This is a genomic window from Myxococcaceae bacterium JPH2 (assembly GCA_016458225.1).
Classification (GTDB): Bacteria; Myxococcota; Myxococcia; order Myxococcales; family Myxococcaceae; genus Citreicoccus.
In genome coordinates, this window is sequence record JAEMGR010000005.1 from 752,594 (window position 1) to 770,061 (window position 17,468).

Genomic DNA, 17,468 nt, shown 5'->3' on the forward strand with positions numbered 1-17,468 from the left:
CACGACTGCGACGTCAGGACTGCTTGGAGCTGGCGCGCTTCTTCTCCGCCAGCATCTCGCCCAGCCAGGGCCACAGCTTCTGGTACTCGGGAATCTCCTCGGACTCCTCAGGCGCCGCGGCCTTGGCGGCGGCCTTGGGCGCGGCCTTCGCGGCGACCGGCGCGGCCTTGGGGGGGGCGGCCGGGGCCGTGGACCGCGTCTGGCGGACGGGCGCCTGAGTCTTCGCCGCGGCCTTGGCGGGCTTCTGCGCCTCGCCCTTGGCCAGCACCACCGTCAAACCTTCGGCAATCCCTCCCAGGCGCTCCGCGGTCTCTCGGACCCGGCGAAGCTGCTGGACTCCCTGAGTGAGTCTCCGCGCAAGCTCCGGGGCCAGGGGCGAACTCTCCGCATTCTTCATTGCAGCGCTCTCTCCAGGAAGATGACGTGCATCGTGACGCGTGAGCACTATCCCAATCCGACCCAGGAAAGAAGTCCCGGCGTCTGTCGACGCACGCTGTTACACGCCGCGTGACGCTCCCGGGGCCTCATCCCCCTTCATCCGGGGAACCCTCGCCGAGCCGCACCTCCAGGAACTCATCCCCCCCCGAGAGCGGGTGCAGGGAGGTGGCGTGCGATGAATCAAAGACCTTCAGCGTGAGCTGGCGGGGCTCCACGGCGGGAAACTCGAAGGCGCCCTCTTCCTGGGAGAGCACCTCGCGCAGCGCCTCCTGGTCATCCGGTGCATGGCTGTAGAGCAGTTGGACCTGGGCGCCCACCAGGGAGCGGCCCGTCTGGGCATCCAGGACGCGCCCGCGAATCCGCCGCCCTCGCTCCAGCCGGACGGTGCCCAGGTCCACGCTCTCCCCCAAGGGGACGTCCACCTGGCGCGTGGCGTACGTGTAGCCCGGCACGTCGAAGATGAGGAGTTGCTTCTCATTGCGATAAACGGAGTAGGTAAAGGCCCCGGTCGGGTCGCGGTGGGACTCCGAGCTGACCGAGAACGCGGTGATGGGCTTGCCCGCCTCGTCCACCAGGCGTCCGGTGATGCGCCCCTGGAATCGCATCACCAGGCGCGTGTTGCGCGTGCCCGTCTTCGCGAGCACCTCGCTCTCCTCCGCCGCGGTGATTTCGTCTGACGCGTCTGAATCCAGTGCATCGTCGGACTCCTCGCGCGGAGCGGGCGCCCGCCTGGCAGGCCGAGGGACCTCCGTCGCATAGCCATCCAGACTCGCGCGCAAAGCGTAGCGGCCCTCTGCCATGCGCTCGAAAGAGAAGCGACCGTCCGGCCCGGTCCGAGCCTGGAGCGTGGAGAAGCCCAGCGCTCCCAAGCGCGTGTCCTCGTCGCGGGCCTCGGCCTCCACGTCCACCCCGGCCAACGGGCGGCCCGCGGTGTCCACCACCACGCCCGCCAGCGAGCCCGTCAGCGGCACGCGCAAGGACACCTCCACCGTCTCCGCGCCATGGATGCGCACGGGGACGGAGGCCTCGCGCCGCATCCCGCCCTCGCCCACCGTGTAGAACACGGCGTAGCTCCCGGGAGGAACTCCGAGGAGCGTGAAGTGTCCCTCCGAATCGGTCGCCTCGGTGACCGTCGGGCCCAGCTCCTCGCCCTCGGTGCTCGTGAGCGAGACCTCCACGTCCGCGATGGGCACGCCGAGGTGGTCTCCCACGAAGCCCTTCACCGTGCCGCCGTGATGAACCACCACGCGCACATCTCGCGAAGGGGCGTCCACCGACTGCGTGAGCGACAGGTATTCCTCCGCGCGCGCTTGCAGCTCGTAGGACGCGGCGGCCGGCGCCTTGAGCTGGAAGCGCCCCTGCGCATCGGACGTCACCAGCGAGCCGACGAGCATGGCGCGCGAATGGCGAATGGGCGCATGGAATGAAGACGGCGAGAGGTGGCCGTCCAGGTGGCGCGCCACGCCTTCCTCGATGACGGCCCGGGTCATCAAGCCCAGGGAGATCTCCGGGACCGGGTTCCCCTTCTCGTCGGTGACGACACCTTCGACGAGCACGGCGGGCTTGAGGGTGAAGTCCATGGCCTCTCCGAAGACCACCGTGCGCTCCTCGCTCACGTCGATGTGTCCCGGCGCCGACACCACGAAGCCGTAGCTGCTCGCCGACAGGGGGCCGATTCGGAAGTGGCCCGCCGCGTCCGCATCCGCCTCCCTCTCCCGAGGCAGCACGACGCGCCCCATCTGCACGAAGTCACGCACCACCACGTGAGCCCCCGCCACCGGCCGGCCATCCTCTCCGCGCACCGAGCCTTCCACGTACGCCAACGTGCCCAGCCGCAGCGTGACGCGGGCCTCGCTCAAGTCCTCGGTGAGGGCGACACGGGAGAAGCCCTGTCGGTTCGCGTTGTCCGCCACGAGCCGGTACTCACCGGGCGGCAGGGACTCGAAGGAGAAGCGCCCCTCGGAGTCCGTCACCGACACGCGCTCGCCCTCCTCCTCGTGGACCTCGACCCCCGCGATGGGGCGATCTCCATCCACCACGCGGCCCACGATGCGGCGCGCGCGGAACAACACGATGTCTTCGTCTTCTTCTCCCGTCACCGAGGTCTCGGCGACGTCCGAGGTGAGGAACCGCGGATGGGAGACGATGAACGAGTAGTCACCCGGAGGCAGCGGGCCCACGCGGAAGCGACCGTCCGCGCCCGTGCGGCCCTCGAAGTAGCGGGAGTGCGCCCGGTGGAACACCGTGACCTGTGCGTCGGGCAGCGGCACACCGCTCTCGTCCACCACCCGGCCGGACACGGCGTAGCTCGCCTGGAGAATCAAGGAGACCTGCTCCGAGCCCGACGGGACATCTCGCGCCAGCGCCGACCCCGCCGCACTCAAGGCCCAGATGGCCACCCTGCCCTCGGGCAACGCGTCCAACGTGAAGGTGCCGTCCGCCGCCGTCGTGGCGCGCGCGAGCACCGGCGCCTGTCCTCGCTGCTGCTCCACCTGCTCGCGCAACCACAGCGCGGCGGCTCCCTGACATCCGGAGTTGGACAGCGTCAGCTCCGGCGAGTCCTCTGAACAAGGCTGCGAGGACAGCGTCTCCCCCGCGATGGCCATCGTGGCGGACACGTCCACGCCCGCCGCGGGCTCGCCGCGCGCGTTCTTCACGATGCCGCGCGCGTGCAACAACCCACGGGGTGGGGCCGCGAGCGGAGGCAACACACGCAGCCGGTTCGACGCCGCGCGCACGGGCACCGGCGCGGGCTCACGACCTCCGCGCCAGGCCAACAGCCCCACAGCCACCACCAGCACGAGACTCCCCAGGCCCACCGCCACGTATGACCGAGTCCGCATGGTGCCCTCCCAGGCGCGCCAGCGTACCAGCGCCCCAGGGCCTGAGACGACATGCAGCTATTCCAATAAATACTGCTTTATCCCGAAGCAAAACCGGGGGCCCCGTTCCCAGGGAAACGCGGCCGTCGCGCCCCCATGGGGAGGGGTGCTCCAGGCCCGTTCGAGGAGCGACTCCATGAAGCGAATCATCGGGGGATTGTTGTGCGCGGGCATGCTGTCCGCATGTGGTGGCGCCGAGGCCGTGGACACTCGGGCGGCGGCCACCGCGAGCGAGCAGCAGGACCCAGGCATCCAGCTCGCGAGCGTGCGGTTGCCAGAGGGACAAACCCTCACGTTCTATGAGACGCCGGAGCACGGCATCGTCTCCGTCGCCAAGGGCCCCAAGGGCTCGCCCATGCCGGACAGCCGCGAGCTGCAAGGCCTGTCGGTCGTCGAGGCGTATCGCAAGCTGTCCGGCCAGGAAGCTCCCGCCGCGCTGGTGGAGGCGTCGCGCCGCATCGAGGATCCCGCCATGTCCGCGCTGCGTCGGCGGGAGCCCGCGCCGGATGTCGTGGCCCAACGCACGGAGGGGGGCGGCGTGAGCGCGGCGGGCACGCCCAACACGTCGTGGTTCACCTCCAACTTCTGCACGGGCCTCAACGTCGAGTACGACGCCATGTGGTGCCCCACGCATTCCTACGCGTCAGCGTGGTCGGGCTGGGGCGCGTGGCAGAAGTTCTATCAGACGTGCGGCACCACCACGGACGCCACCGGCGTGCTGCGGTTGGAGAAGTGGGGGAGCGGCGCATGGCAGCGCTTGCAGACGGTCAACCTCCAGACGTGGCAGTGGGCGTGTGCGTGGGGTTGGGGCGTGGGCCAGTACCGGTCGGGCATCGACTCGACGCAGGCAGTGCTGTTCTCGGAGCGCTTCCGCTACAGCATCCCCAACATCAGCGCCTACCTGGGAGACTTCCCGGACGACCGCAGCTATCCCAACTTCTACAATGACATCCAAGGCATCACCCACGATGCCTACAACTGGTACCTCACCCGAAACGACACCAACTGGGGGAAGGACGTGAACCTCAACGGCATCATCGGCCGGCAGGCGATGACCGCCATCAACGAGGACCCGTCGCCGCGCTACTCCATGCCCACGCCCTGGTACAACGCGGGCTTCCGGCACTACGGCGACCTCGTCCACGTCAACGGCCTCATCTACGTGGCCATGGATGGACCCGGCGCGGGCGTCGCGGGCATCGGCGTCTTCAATACCAACCTGCAATACATTGGCATGGCCTACATGCCCAACTGGTCGGGGGGCGTGCCGTTCCTCGCGTACAACCCTCGCAACAATTGGTTCTACGTCGTGACCAACGCCTTCGGGCCCACCACGATGCGCGCCTTCCAGATTGGCGTGTCCGGGAACACGGTCACCATCACGGAGAAGCAGAGCACCCAGCTCACGAGCCTCATCCCCGGTGACGCCTGGATTCAGGGCGGCAAGGTCTCCGCGCACGGCAACCTGTACGTCAGCGTCGGCGGTGACGGGAAGCAGTCCGGCATCTACATGATTGATGCCGTGAACGGCTATGTGCAGACGTTCTATCCCATCGGCTACGGCGCCTCGTCGGAGTTCGAGGGCCTGGACCTGTGGGACCTGGACGCGGACCCGCGCATCGGCGCGTACGGGCAGATCCACCTCCAGCAGCTCCACGTCGACTGGCCCGGCTTCGCCGACGACTACTGGCTGGCCCACTTCCGCGTGGACGACCCGAGCAAGCTGTAGCGCTCGGCGCCGAGCGGGGCCTCACCAGGGCCCCGCTCCCTTCGGCCAGCGGGTCTTCGCGTCGTGCTTCACGTCGCGCGCGTTGGCGGGCAGGCGCGCATCGCGCAGGTCCGCGCCGCTGAGGTTCGCGTAGTCCAGGTTCGCGTCCGACAGGTCCGCGCCCCGGAGGTCCGCGCCGTCGAAGCGCGTGGTCATCAGGTCGGCGGACAGCTTCGCCTCGCGCAGGTCCGCCAGGGTGAAGATGGCGCGGTAGCAATGGGCTCGGGAGAGGTTCGCGCCGCGCATGTCCGCGCCTCGGAAGTCAGCGTCGAACAGGTTCACGTCCGAGAAGTCCGTGCCCACGAGCTTCGCCTCGCGGAAGTCCATGACGTCGAGCATCGCCTCGGACAGTCGCCGCCCGCTCAGGTCGATGCCCGTCAGCGGAACCGGGAAGCGCTCCCCCAGGTCACGGCGGAAGCGCTCGCGCCACGCATTCCAGCGCCCGAGCCCATCCTCCACCTCGCCCCGCAGCATCGCGAAGGCCTCCTCCCGCGTGGGCAACAGGAGCCGGATGAGCACCTCCTCGGAGAGCACCCGCGCCTTCGTGGGCACACCCGCCTTCGGCTTCCCCTTCCCCAGCTCCCCTCGCGCCACATCCGTCACCACCGGTCCAGGCTTCGCCACCACGGCGCCGCCCAGCTCCTTCACCGTGACCTCCCGCAGGGCCTTGCTGGCCTGCTTGAAGCGTCCCTCGAAGAAGAAGTGATGACCCGCGAGGCGCTGCTCGAACAAGCGCACGGGCTCCGCCGGCACCACCACCCGCGTCTCCGATTCCAGCAGGAAAGGCTCACCGGCCTCGCGCGCCACCGCATCGAGTTCGATGACCGCGACGCTCCGGTCCTCGCCGATGAAGGCCACGTGATTGCCGTCGACGGCCAGCGGGTGGGCCCCGAGTTCCTCGCGTCGGGTCGGCTCCTCCTCCTCATCCCGCGCCTCTTCGGGAGCGTCGTGCCAGCGCGCTTGCGCCACGTCCGCGAGGAGCAGTCGCCCCCCGGAGCCGGTCACCGCCAGCCGCGTCCCTTCCCCCACGAAAGCCACCTGTCCCAACCGGAGCCGCGGGCGCGCCAGCCGCGACACGACAGCGCCATCGCGTGGATCCACGACGAGGATGGCGCAGCGGGCATGGTAGTGGTTCACGTCCTCGTCGAAGCTGACCGCGATCCACCCGCGCGCGGAGACCGCGAGCCCGCGCGCCACGCCGCCCGCCTTCAAGGGGATGGAGCGCAAGAGTCGCGGTGTCCCCACGAGCGACCAGATCCGCACGGCCGTGTCCACGCTGACCAGCCACGCGTCCTGGGGGCCAAAGGCACACGCCTGGACCCGGGCGTCATGCGTCAGCGTCGCGACCCGCACCTTGCGCTGCACATCCCAGACTTCGACGTCGTGGTCGGCGGAGGCTGCGATCCACGTCTGACTTCGCGAGAGGGCGAGCGGGCCACTCGCATAGGTCCCCAGTTGGAACGCCGGCAGCGACTCCTCGCCCAACAACTCGCCCACGAAGACCGAGTCGTAATCGAGCCGCACCCACTCCCCCGAGGCGAGCCCCTTCACGTCCGTGGGCGGAAACGTCGTGGGAATCTCCGACCGCTTCCCCGTGGCCCGCTCCCACGTCACGCACGTCGAGCGGCTCGCGGCCGACACGGCACGAGCAGTGAGCGCCAGTCCCTCGATGTCCGTGGGCGCCGCGTCGCCCGTGCACGGCTGCCCGTCCTCCGTGGACCAGACGCTCAGCGCGCCGTCCGTGGAGCCCGTCGCGAGCCACTTTCCATCCGGCGACAGCGCGGTGCTGGAGCCCTGCGCGTGACGGCGCGGCACCGTCAGGTGGGACAGCTCTTCCCCCGAGTCCACGCTCCACACGCGCACCCACCGCTCGTTGCCCAGCGAGTACGCGCGCGCTCCGTCTGGAGAGAACGCCACCCAGCGGCACCCCGCGCCTCCCGAGGCGCCCGTGGCCTCGAAGGTGTGTTGTCCCGTGAAGCCGGCTCGCGGCGCCAGACCCGGCACTTCCCAGAGCCTCACGTCTCCCACGCCGTGCCCGCTCAGCAGCAGGCTCCCATCCGGAGAGAAGGCCAGGGCGAGCACCTTGGTGCGCTTGCGCTTCGCCCGCTCCTTCCCCGTGCGCGCATCGAACACGCGCACCATGCCCCGTGAAGAGCCCGTGGCCAGCCACGCCCCATCCGCGCTGAACGCCGCCGCGTAGAGCTGTCCGTCCTCGGGTGGCAGCGTGTGCAGCAGGGCGCCGGTCTCCACGTCCCAGACGCGGGTGTCCTGCTCCTCGCCGAAGGTGATGAGCCGCGTGCCATCCGGGCTCACGCTCACGTTGCCCAGCTTGTTGTCCAGCGTCCCCACCTTCCACGCCATCCGGCCCGAGGGCTTCAACCGCCGCGCCTGTCCCCAGGTCGAGGTGATGACGTCTCCATCGGGCAGACAGAACAAGGACCGCCCCACGTCGAGCACCCGCTCGTCCACGAGCGCACCGTCCTCCACGGAGAAGGTCAGCAGGCGCGTGTCGTCGGCCAGCACCGAGAGTTCGCGGGAGTCCGACGAGAAGGCCAACCCCGAGAAGGATCCGGGCGCGTTGAAGCGCGTGGCGCCGTAGACGACACGAGCGGACGAGTCGAGAGGGGTGCGGGACATGCGAGCCAATATACTGGCCACATGCTTCCGCGAGCTGCTGACGCGCTCCCACCCCACCCTCGCCTCCCGCTGCTCGTCACCACCTCGGACCGGGTGGATGACGACCTGTCCACGCGCGCGCGCCTCGCGGCCGAGGACGCGGGGGTGCCCTTCGTGGCGCGGCACCACAAGCTCCCGCTCAAGAAGCTGCTCGCGGAGACGGCGGATGCGCTCGTCGTCTTCGAGGCGGAGGCCGTGTCGCTGGTGGACGCCGAGGGCGTGCTGCGCTTCTCGCCGGGCCTGGGACACCTGCGCATCCGGCAGCTCGACGCGGGCGTGCCCGAGGACATGCTCCTGCGCGTCGCCGGACTGCGCGAGGGCGAGCACGTCCTCGACTGCACCCTGGGCCTGGGCGCGGACGCGCAGGTGGCGGCGCGAATCGTGGGGCCCTCGGGCGCGGTGACGGGTCTGGAGAAGAGTCCCGCCCTGTACCTCCTCGTCCGCCACGGACTCGAAGGGCTTCCTCGTCATCCCGCCGCGTGCGCCATCCGCGTGGTGCACGCCGACGCGTCGGAGCACCTGCGCACGCTTCCCTCGGGCGCCTTCGACGTGGTGCTCTTCGACCCGATGTTCGAGCGTCAGCGCAAGTCCTCCGCCGCCTTCGAGGCGCTGCGCCGCCACGCGGACTACAGCCCCCTCACGCGAGAGACCGTGGCCGAGGCCCAGCGCGTCGCGCGCCGCGCGGTGGTGCTCAAGGGCTCGCGCTACTCGCAGGACTTCAAGAAGCTAGGCATCCAGCCAGAGCCCGCGCGCCCCAACGCCACCGTCCTCTGGGCGAAGCTCCCTGGCATCAGCGCCGCGCCATGACCGAGCCCCAGCCCCCGGACTCACGCCACGACGACGCGTTGACGGAGTTCGACCTCCCGCTCGTCCAACGGCTCGCGCTCCAGCTCCAGGTGACGGTGCTCAGCGTCCTCCTGCGCGCCAGCGACGTGCTGCTCGTGGTGCTGCGTCCCCGTCTGCTTGGGCCCTACCTGGGAATCTGGTGGGAAGGGATTCTGCGCACGCCCTACCGCGCGCGACGTTCGTTCGAGGTCGTCCGCGCGCTGCAAGCCAGCGGGCAGCGCTTCCGCGAACTGGTGTATGGCGAAACGCCGCTCGTCACCGCGCTGTTTGTCTTGAAGCGCGCCGGGGTCGGGCCCTCAAGCCGGCTGGTGGACCTGGGCGCGGGCCGAGGCCGCGTACTCATCGCGGCGAGCTGGCTGGGCTCGCTCGCGCACGGCGTGGAGCTGCTCGCGGAGCACGTGAATCGGGTCGCCCCGAGACTCCGGGCCGCGGGCATGACGCTGGAAGAGGGAGACATGATGCGGGCGGACCTGAGCCAGGCCACGCATGTCTTCACCAACTGGGTAGCGCTCGGCGATGAGACGAAGGCCCGGCTGGTCGCGCACCTGCGCACCTGCCAACCCGGAACGCGCATCATCACCGTGACCCGGTCCATCGAGGCCGAGGACTTCCCGCGCCGCTCGCGGCACTGGGCCCTCTTCTCCTGGGGTTTGGAAGCGGTGTGGGTCCACGAATATCGCCCCAAGGCTCCGCCCGAGCTGGCATGACGGGCCCCGGCCCCCTCGCCTCCCCCTTCACCGAACGGTCCCCTGAGCGGGGGCCTCTCGGATGCGCAGTCTTCCCGCCATGACCCGACGAAGTCCGCCGCCCTCCCGGGCGTCCACCGCGCCCCAGTCGCCCAGCGCTTGCGTTCGCGTGCGAGGCGCCCGTCAGCACAACCTCCGCGACGTCGATGTCGACATTCCTCGCGACGCGCTCGTGGTCTTCACCGGGGTCTCCGGCTCGGGCAAGTCCTCGCTGGCCTTCGGGACGCTCTACGCGGAGGCGCAGCGGCGCTACTTCGAGTCGGTGGCGCCCTACGCGCGACGCCTGCTCGACCAGGTCGGCGTCCCCGAGGTCGACTCCATCGAGGGGCTCCCGCCCGCCGTCGCCCTCCAGCAACAGCGCGGCACGCCCACGACGCGCTCGTCGGTGGGCAGCGTCACGACGCTGTCCAACTCGCTGCGCCTGCTGTACTCGCGCGCGGGCACCTATCCGCCCAAGCAGCCCCACCTGGAGGCCGAGGCGTTCTCGCCCAACACGCCCGCGGGCGCGTGTCCGCAGTGCCACGGGTTGGGCCGCGTGTATGAAGTCACCGAGCGCTCGCTCGTACCGGACGACTCGCTCACCATCCGCGAGCGCGCCATCGCCGCGTGGCCGCCCGCATGGCACGGCCAGAACCTGCGCGACATCCTCGTGTCGCTCGGGTACGACGTGGACCGCCCCTGGCGCGAGCTGCCCAAGAAGGACCGCGATTGGATCCTCTTCACCGAGGAGCAGCCCGTCGTCCCGGTCTACGCGGGGCTGACGCCGCAGGAGACCCGGCGCGCGTTGCAGCGCAAGGATCCGCCCAGCTACATGGGCACCTTCTCCGGCGCGCGGCGCTACGTGCTCCAGACGTTCGCGAGCACGGAGAGCCCCGCCATCAAGAAGCGCGTGCAGCAGCACCTGCTGAGCCAGGAGTGCCCGCTCTGCCACGGCAAGCGCCTGCGTCTCGAATCCCTCTCCGTGACGTTCGCGGGCGTGGACATCGGTGAGCTGTCACGCCAGCCGCTCACCCGAGTCGCCGAGGCGTTGCGCCCCACCGCGGAAGGGACAGCGCGCGGCTGGGCCCAGCTCGTGCGCGAGCATCCCGAGAAGGCCCTGGTGGCCGAGCGCCTCGCGCGCGACGTGCTCGGGCGCATCCAGGTGTTGGTGGACTTGGGGCTCGGTTACTTGTCGTTGGAGCGCAGCACGCCCACGCTGTCACCCGGCGAGCTTCAGCGCTTGCGGCTGGCCACGCAGATCCGCTCCAACCTGTTCGGCGTGGTGTACGTGCTCGATGAACCGTCGGCGGGGCTGCATCCCGCGGACACGCAGGCGCTCCTCCAGGCCCTCGAGTTGCTCAAGCGCTCGGGCAACTCCCTCTTCGTCGTGGAGCACGAGGTCGAGGTCATCCGCGCGGCGGACTGGGTGGTGGACATCGGGCCCGCCGCGGGCGAGCAGGGCGGACAGGTGCTCTACAGCGGTCCTCCCGCAGGACTGGAAGCCGTGGAGGCGTCGCAGACGCGGCGCTTCCTGCGCGAGGCGGACCTCGCCGTGCGCCGCACGCCCCGCGCGCCCCAAGGTCAACTCCAGTTGCGAGACATCACCCGCAACAACCTGCACCACCTCGACGTCGACATCCCGCTCAAGGCCCTCACCACCGTGACGGGCATCTCGGGCTCGGGCAAGTCGAGTCTGGTGAGCCAGGTGTTGGTGGAGCTGGTGTCTCGGCACCTGGGCCACGCGAACCCCACCGAGGAGCCCGAGGAGGGCGAGGAGCTGGAGCGCGCCGTGCCGCTCACGCTCGGCGGGAGGATTCACGGCGGCATGGAGGACATCCAGCGGCTGGTGGTGGTGGACCAGAGGCCCATCGGCCGCACGCCGCGCTCGAACCTCGCCACGTACACGGGCCTCTTCGACAACGTGCGCAAGCTCTTCGCCGGGACGAAGGAGGCGCGGGCGCGCAAGTACGACGCCGGGCGCTTCTCCTTCAACGTGCCCAAGGGACGCTGCGAGACGTGCGCGGGCGAGGGCTTCGTCAGCGTCGAGCTCATCTTCCTGCCCAGCGTCTTCGCGCCCTGCCCCACGTGCCACGGCGCCCGCTACAACGCCCGGACACTGGAGATTCAATACCGAGGCAAGAACATCGCCGAGGTGCTGCGCATGACCGTGGATGCGGCGCACGAGTTCTTCGCGGACGTGTCGCATGTGATGCGCTCGCTCGGCGTGTTGCGCGAGGTGGGCCTGGGCTACTTGAGACTGGGCCAACCCGCCACGGAGCTGTCGGGGGGCGAAGCCCAGCGCATCAAGCTCGCGACGGAACTCCAGCGCACCCAGCATGGGGACACGCTGTACGTATTGGACGAGCCCACCACGGGGCTCCATCCCGCGGATGTGGAGAAGCTCCTGGCGCAGCTCGATCGCCTGGTGAACGCGGGCAACACGGTGCTGCTGGTGGAGCACGACATGAGCCTCGTGGCACGAAGCGACTGGGTCATCGACATCGGCCCTGGGGCCGGCGAGGCCGGCGGGCGCGTCGTGGCCCAGGGCACTCCCGCGGAGGTGGCGCAGTCCCACGAGAGTCGCACCGCGCCGTTCCTCGCGAGGGCGCTGGGAGGCACTCGCGGACATGCGCGCCATCCCGTAGCATCACCTGCCCGCCGCTCCCGCACCGCGAGCTCCCACTGATGAAGACCTCAACCCGAAAGACCACAGCCAAGAAGACCGTGGCGAAGAAGACCGTGGCGAAGAAGACCGTGGCGAAGAAGACCGCAGCCAAGAAGACCGCAGCCAAGAAGACCGTCGCGAAGAAGGCTCCGGTGAAGGAGCCGGACACCTCGCGCCTCCAGAGGGCGCTGCACCCCATGCCACCGTTCGTCGAGCGGGCCCTCCAGGAGCACCGGCTCGTGGAGGCCTACAGGCAGCGTCCGGCCTACCAGCGGAATGACTACGTAGGGTGGATCTCCCGCGCCAAACAGGAAGCGACCCGGCAGAAGCGCCTGAACCAGATGCTGGAGGAGCTGGCCGCGGGCCACGGCTACATGCGCATGGCGTGGCGCCCCAAGTCCTGAGGCACGTCTACGCGGGATCGAGAGACTCGCCACTCAATTCCTGTCGTCAGACAGTTCGACCGGTGACGCCTGCTCGACCTTGAAGTCCAGGACCTCTTGCGCGAAGCGGGACATCCGCGCGCGCAGCTCCGCGAGAATCTCTCCTGGATGGCGACCGGAACGATTGGCCGCGTCCTCCAGCCGATCCTTGCAACGCAGGTCCGCGCAAAGACTCACGCCCACCCGGCGCTTGCTGTTCACGTCCGTGGTCAGCAGCCCCACCTCGGACGACCCGCCATAGGTGTGGCACCACTCGCACATGCTCGCCATGCGCTCTCCCCCCAGGGAATCCCGGCGGAAGATGATGCCAATCGGCTTCACGCTGCCCGTCGCGGCGAAGACGAGGTACACGCGCGCGCCCGAGGTCTCCGTCCAGGCGAGATAGTCCCGGACGAAATGGGGAAAGGAGACGCCCTTGGGCATCTCAATGACCCGGCGATCTCTCGGTCGGAATGCCTGGATGAGCGCCCGGTCAGTCTCGAGTCGGAACACGACGGCTCCTTGAGGTAGTTCCTGCAACTAACAGGCAAGCCACCCCAGGTCCATTCAAGACGCGCGCGCTCAGAAGGTCATCGTCACCACCACCGTGTCGGAATACGCGCCCGACGCCACGTTCTGGAGGGCGGGAATCCTGCCATAGACAGGCAGGCTCACGTCCGCCCCGAGAATGGGCAGCACCGGCCCATAGCGTGACGTGCCCGAGCTGCCATCGCCCCAGACCGTCAGGTGCGCCGCGTCCATGTAGAGGTTGTAGGAGAGGGTATTGGAGGAAGGTCCCTGCATCTGCCGAGCGGCGTAGCTGCCCGAGCTGCCTCGGCTCAAGGAGATGTTGACCACCGACAACTGCAGCAAGTCACAGCGGTAGCCCACGCTCCCCACCGTATCGAGCGGCACCGCGGAGCCCGGATTGTACGCGCCGAAGCTCAGGCCCACGATTCCCTGCAAGGAACACGAGGCCCCCGCCGACGCGGGCACCAACGCACACAGTCCCGCGAGGAAGAGGCCACCCCCGCGCCCTCGCACGTCGCGCCTATTCATTCACACACCTCACCCGCCCCACGTCCACGACCCGGCCCGACACCGCGGGGACATCCAAGGTGGCGACACATTGGCCCCCCGAAAACACCACCGTCGCCGGGTAGCGCCCCGGCGGCACGCCCGACAGCTCGAACTCTCCCTTCGCCCCCACCGGAGAGCTCCAGCGCTCCCCTCCCGCCTCGACTCTCAGCTCGCCATACGCGGGCGCGCGCGACTCCTCCCCCGTGACGAGCACCAGCCGTCCGCGCAGGGCGCGCAGCACCCGCGCGCGAAAGTCGAGCACCACGCCGCCCCGGCGCCACGGCACCACCATGGCCTCGGTCGTGGGCACCTGCATCTCCAGGGGAAGCTCCTCGTCCGAGAGTGACAAGCGATTGGGGCTGTAGGCTTGCAGTCGCGTCACCACGTACTCGCCCGCGGGGTCCGTGCGCCCGATGACATGGTTGTTCAAGCGCACCCCAATCCCTTCCACGCCCGTCACACGCACCAGCGCGAAGCCCTGGTCCACCACGCGGGTGGCGCGCACGCGTCCGCCAATGGCGACCACTCCGCCAGACACCTCCGCCAATCCCACCAGGTTGCCCGCGGCCCACTCCATGCCCGCCGTGGCGCGGCCCACGTCTCCCTCGTAATCCACCCGCCCTCGCGCCTGCTCCGCGCGCCCCGTCTGTCCTTGGACCTGGAAGCCCCAGCCCCCCTCCAACGGCACGCCGCGCGAGACATCCACCGAGGCCGTGTCCCCACCCACCGCGCGGCCATAGCCCACCGAGGCCGAGGTCCGCGCATCCAGGATGGCGCTGAGGAACACCGTCCCCTCCAGCGCGGCGACCCCGGACTGTTCCTGGCCTCGGCTCGCGGTGAAGGAGAGCGTGGCCAGGTCCGTCACCCGCGCGGACGTGGTCGCGCCCAGCCACGTGGTCCAGCCGCGGTCTCGCCAGTGCGTCACCGCGAGCTGTCCGCCCACGTTCACGCGATTGCCCAGCGAGAGGAAGAAGCCACCGCCCGTCTCCAGCCGTGGGTGATCATCCGCCGGCGCGAGGTTGGTGTGGGCATAGTGAGCGCTCATCGCTCGCGTGAAGAACGAGCCGCCCATCCACTGTCCTTGCAACGCGTAGGCGACTCCCGCCGCCACGCCTGTCTGTCCTTCGCTCCGGCTCACGGCCTCCGCCAGCTCCATCGCCCCCACCGGAAGCTGCGCGGTCTGCATGAGCCCCGTGCTCAGGCGGTCCGGGGACACCTCCAGACGCACCCCGGGCGTCAGCCATGGCGTCGTGCCCACGCGGAAGCTGCCCAACAGCAGCGGCGATCCGAAGTCGAAGCTGCGCGTGGCCAGGGACTGCCGCTCGGCCCCCACCGAGAGGTGATAGTCGACCACGCCCGGCGCCAGGAGCTGCTCGCCCAGCGAGTACGAGGAGCGCACCTCGCGGGCGCGACCGAACGCGTCCCGCACCACGTAGCGCGTGGAGCCTTCGCCCCGAGGCACCGTGACGTTCTCCAGTCGGAATGGCCCAGGCGGCAGGTCCGTGCGACGCACGAGCTGGTTGTTGACGTAGACCTCCAGCGACGACGGCGTGCTGACGTCCCCCGCGAAGTCCTGCACCGGGTTGCGCACGAAGTAGGGATTGAGTTCGAACGAGCGCAGCACGTGCAGCCCCGCCACCACGGCGCCACCGCCCAGGGCACCGCCATAGCCGGTGGACTCCCCCGCGATGGCGCGCACCATGACCTCAGGGAAATCCACCGTGAGCTGCGTCAGGCCGCGCAGAGGCTCGCGGCCTGGATGCCACTGCGCCTGCGTGGTGAACAGGCCCCGGCCCACCGAGGCGCCCACCTCCCCAAACAGGGTCAGCCACGTGTTGCGCGTTCGCGCGGCGTAGTTCAGGAAGCCACTCGGATCGCCTCGCACGCCGTAGCCCCGAGGCGGCTCCAGGGCCAGGTCGATGCGCGTTGGACGAAACGCCGTGGCAGGCAGCCGGACCTGGAGCGTGGCCGCGCGCGCGTCGAACTGGAACGTCGTGTCCGGAGCCAAGGAGCGCAGCGAGACATAGCCCTGCCCCGCGACGACCTCCGTGCGTCCCCCCAGCTTCCCCATGTCCACGTCGCATTCCTGGAGCGTGGAGAGCGGGAGCCACACGTCCTCGTCGCGCAGCAGGGGGAACACCTCACCGCGCGGGATGTCATTGAGGGTCAGCTCGGCGACGATGGGCTCTTGCGGCGCCACCCGCGCCTCGGGAGTCGGGAGCGCTCGCGCCTCCAGGCCCATCACCAGGAGCGAGGCCGCGCACGCCCATCCCAGGTGCCCCCACGAGCGCCGTGCCGACATGGCCCGAGACATGACGGAGGACTCAAGACGCGCAGGGCGCCGCCCCGCTGTTGGGAATGGCGACGGTCTGGCGAAGCACGCCCTGGTCCGTCTCCACCTCCAGCTCCACGGAGCGCACCTTTCGACAGTGCTCCGGAGGAACCTCCAGCTCGAAGACCTGCGAGCCTCCGGCCAGCACGTACCAACCCGGCTGTCCCAGCTCCGCCACGGCCTTGCCCTCTGCGTCCAGGCCGTGGCCGCGCGCCTGACGCACGAAGAAGTTCACCGTGCCCGCGTTGCGCACGCGCAGGCGCAGGCGCGAGGCGCGCACCTCCGCGTCCTCGATGCGCCCCTCGAAGACCCGGCGCTTGGGCGCGACGAACACCGGCAGCGAGACACGGGTGAGGACCTTCAGGCCCGCCGTGGGCACGGCGGGCTCCAGCGGCGGCAGCTCCTCCACGATGAGCCGGAAGGCCCGCTCCGCCTCCGCGGGAGCCGAGGAGAGCCCCACCCGAATGGGACGAGACTCCCCTGGCTCCAGCGTCAGCATCGACGGGAAGAAGAACAGCTCCTGCGTGGGTTCGAGCGTCATGTGTCCGCGCTCGTCCTGGGCCCAGGTGTGGACCGAGGCCTGGAAGCGCGTGGGCTCCGTGCCTTGGTTCTTCACCATCACCACCGTCCCGCGGGCGCCGGACGCCAGTTCGAGCCGGACCGGGTTCACCTCCACCGAAGAGGCACTCACGCCCCTCGGGAGCATGCAGGCCAAGGCGGCCCATCCCACGAGGGCTCGGGTCCGGGAGAGCAAGCGGATGCACATGACGCGTCGGTCTCCCTCAGAAGGTGATGGTGGCGACGACGACGTCGCTGTAGTTGCCCGAGGGCACGTTCTGCCCCTTGGCCACGGTGCCGTAGACAGGCACGGGAACGGACAAGCCCGTGCCCACGTAGGCCAGGCCCGTGCCCGCGGTGTTGCCCCACACCACGAGGCGCGCGGCGTCCTGGTCCAGCGAATAGGACAGGTAGTTCGCCGAGGCCGTGTTCTTCATCCGACGCAGCGGCGCGGCATCCGTGGAGCCCGTGTCCGCGTTGGAGCCCTGCCCCATCGTGATGACAGCCGTGCCCAACAGCGTGCACTGCACGTTCATGGTGCCGGAGCCGAGCAGGTCCACGCCTGTGCTCGCGTTGAGGATGACCGGGTCATAGCTGCCGAAGTTGAGGGTGCCCGAGCTGATGCTGCACACCGAGCCCACCGTGGCCGTCACCGTCAGGTTCGCGGTGGCCGTGGCGGCGTGCGCGTCGGAGAACGAGGCGAATGCAGAGGCGACGCCAATGACAGCGGCAACACGCGAGATGGCTTTCATGGGCAATGCTCCAGCAATGGGCCGGCGGATTCCGGCGAGACCTTCACTGTTGCAAGCTGAGCGCCGGGCCCCGCCGCGCCCAGCACGGCCCACCGGTTTCGCGCAGCAGCGCACGCTGGCATCGCGCGCTATCGGTCAGTTCCCTGCGCGCGACGCCGCGACGTTGTCTGGAGGAAAGGTCCCCTGCCCCGAAGCCGCTCCACGCGCGCGCGAGCCACGCCGCGACGAGCGGAGGGGCACAGCGAGCGGTGACAGGGTCTTCCCAAGCTGGGAAGCACGTGGCGCAGGGTGTTGCGTCAGCGCTCCCCGCGCTCGTTCACACGT

The 17,468-nt window shown here is 69.8% G+C and carries 13 protein-coding genes; 5 read left to right on the plus strand and 8 right to left on the minus strand.

Annotated features, from left to right (window positions below; translation table 11 throughout):
- Window positions 1–13: 13 nt before the first annotated feature.
- Both JGU66_11905 and JGU66_11910 read right to left on the minus strand, forming a co-directional pair.
- Entirely contained in the window at window positions 14–397 is a 384-nt protein-coding gene (locus tag JGU66_11905; GenBank protein MBJ6761471.1) for a hypothetical protein, read from the minus strand.
- Window positions 398–524: 127 nt separating this feature from the next.
- Entirely contained in the window at window positions 525–3,281 is a 2,757-nt protein-coding gene (locus JGU66_11910) for a carboxypeptidase regulatory-like domain-containing protein (protein ID MBJ6761472.1), read from the minus strand.
- Between the two features lie 175 nt (window positions 3,282–3,456).
- On the opposite strand from JGU66_11910, the gene JGU66_11915 reads away from it, so the two are divergent.
- A complete protein-coding gene (locus tag JGU66_11915) occupies window positions 3,457–5,049 on the plus strand; it encodes a hypothetical protein (GenBank protein ID MBJ6761473.1) in 1,593 nt (530 codons plus the stop codon).
- A 21-nt stretch (window positions 5,050–5,070) separates the two neighbouring features.
- Here JGU66_11915 and JGU66_11920 read toward each other — a convergent pair whose 3' ends face one another.
- Window positions 5,071–7,725, minus strand: a complete 2,655-nt coding sequence (locus JGU66_11920; GenBank protein MBJ6761474.1) for a pentapeptide repeat-containing protein — start codon at window positions 7,723–7,725, stop codon at window positions 5,071–5,073.
- A 21-nt stretch (window positions 7,726–7,746) separates the two neighbouring features.
- Here JGU66_11920 and JGU66_11925 point away from each other — a divergent pair, with 21 nt between their 5' ends.
- The 4 genes from JGU66_11925 (at window position 7,747) to JGU66_11940 (ending at window position 12,404) form a co-directional block, all read left to right on the plus strand.
- Window positions 7,747–8,571: a class I SAM-dependent methyltransferase gene (locus tag JGU66_11925; protein ID MBJ6761475.1), complete on the plus strand. Its 825-nt coding sequence runs from the start codon at window positions 7,747–7,749 to the stop codon at window positions 8,569–8,571.
- Window positions 8,568–9,317: a class I SAM-dependent methyltransferase gene (locus tag JGU66_11930; protein ID MBJ6761476.1), complete on the plus strand. Its 750-nt coding sequence runs from the start codon at window positions 8,568–8,570 to the stop codon at window positions 9,315–9,317. The genes JGU66_11925 and JGU66_11930 overlap by 4 nt, the downstream gene beginning before the upstream one ends.
- A gap of 79 nt (window positions 9,318–9,396) precedes the next feature.
- Entirely contained in the window at window positions 9,397–12,021 is a 2,625-nt protein-coding gene (gene uvrA / locus JGU66_11935) for an excinuclease ABC subunit UvrA (protein ID MBJ6761477.1), read from the plus strand.
- The gene (locus tag JGU66_11940; protein ID MBJ6761478.1) at window positions 12,021–12,404 is read left to right on the plus strand and encodes a YdeI/OmpD-associated family protein; all 384 of its coding nucleotides are present in this window, start codon (window positions 12,021–12,023) and stop codon (window positions 12,402–12,404) included. The genes uvrA and JGU66_11940 overlap by 1 nt, the downstream gene beginning before the upstream one ends.
- Before the next feature lie 33 nt (window positions 12,405–12,437).
- Here the strand turns inward: JGU66_11940 and JGU66_11945 are convergent, their stop codons facing one another.
- The 5 genes from JGU66_11945 to pru form a co-directional block, all read right to left on the minus strand.
- On the minus strand, window positions 12,438–12,935 hold the full coding sequence (locus JGU66_11945) for an FBP domain-containing protein (protein MBJ6761479.1): 498 nt from the start codon (window positions 12,933–12,935) through the stop codon (window positions 12,438–12,440).
- 69 nt (window positions 12,936–13,004) lie between these two features.
- On the minus strand, window positions 13,005–13,481 hold the full coding sequence (locus JGU66_11950) for a spore coat protein U domain-containing protein (GenBank protein MBJ6761480.1): 477 nt from the start codon (window positions 13,479–13,481) through the stop codon (window positions 13,005–13,007).
- Window positions 13,474–15,816, minus strand: a complete 2,343-nt coding sequence (locus JGU66_11955; GenBank protein ID MBJ6761481.1) for a fimbrial biogenesis outer membrane usher protein — start codon at window positions 15,814–15,816, stop codon at window positions 13,474–13,476. The genes JGU66_11950 and JGU66_11955 overlap by 8 nt, the downstream gene beginning before the upstream one ends.
- 10 nt (window positions 15,817–15,826) lie before the next feature.
- A complete protein-coding gene (locus tag JGU66_11960; GenBank protein MBJ6761482.1) occupies window positions 15,827–16,600 on the minus strand; it encodes a fimbria/pilus periplasmic chaperone in 774 nt (257 codons plus the stop codon).
- Window positions 16,601–16,616: 16 nt separating this feature from the next.
- The gene (pru, locus tag JGU66_11965; GenBank protein ID MBJ6761483.1) at window positions 16,617–17,144 is read right to left on the minus strand and encodes a fruiting body spore coat protein U; all 528 of its coding nucleotides are present in this window, start codon (window positions 17,142–17,144) and stop codon (window positions 16,617–16,619) included.
- Window positions 17,145–17,468: the final 324 nt, after the last annotated feature.

Bases quoted from the DNA above. Each gene is read 5' to 3' on its own strand.
- uvrA (MBJ6761477.1), top strand. From the start codon at position 9,397: ATGACCCGACGAAGTCCGCCGCCCTCCCGGGCGTCCACCGCGCCCCAG.
- JGU66_11950 (MBJ6761480.1), bottom strand. From the start codon at position 13,481: ATGAATAGGCGCGACGTGCGAGGGCGCGGGGGTGGCCTCTTCCTCGCG.
- JGU66_11940 (MBJ6761478.1), top strand. From the start codon at position 12,021: ATGAAGACCTCAACCCGAAAGACCACAGCCAAGAAGACCGTGGCGAAG.
- JGU66_11905 (MBJ6761471.1), bottom strand. From the start codon at position 397: ATGAAGAATGCGGAGAGTTCGCCCCTGGCCCCGGAGCTTGCGCGGAGA.
- pru (MBJ6761483.1), bottom strand. From the start codon at position 17,144: ATGAAAGCCATCTCGCGTGTTGCCGCTGTCATTGGCGTCGCCTCTGCA.
- JGU66_11925 (MBJ6761475.1), top strand. From the start codon at position 7,747: ATGCTTCCGCGAGCTGCTGACGCGCTCCCACCCCACCCTCGCCTCCCG.
- JGU66_11920 (MBJ6761474.1), bottom strand. From the start codon at position 7,725: ATGTCCCGCACCCCTCTCGACTCGTCCGCTCGTGTCGTCTACGGCGCC.
- JGU66_11910 (MBJ6761472.1), bottom strand. From the start codon at position 3,281: ATGCGGACTCGGTCATACGTGGCGGTGGGCCTGGGGAGTCTCGTGCTG.
- JGU66_11915 (MBJ6761473.1), top strand. From the start codon at position 3,457: ATGAAGCGAATCATCGGGGGATTGTTGTGCGCGGGCATGCTGTCCGCA.
- JGU66_11955 (MBJ6761481.1), bottom strand. From the start codon at position 15,816: ATGTCTCGGGCCATGTCGGCACGGCGCTCGTGGGGGCACCTGGGATGG.
- JGU66_11960 (MBJ6761482.1), bottom strand. From the start codon at position 16,600: ATGTGCATCCGCTTGCTCTCCCGGACCCGAGCCCTCGTGGGATGGGCC.
- JGU66_11930 (MBJ6761476.1), top strand. From the start codon at position 8,568: ATGACCGAGCCCCAGCCCCCGGACTCACGCCACGACGACGCGTTGACG.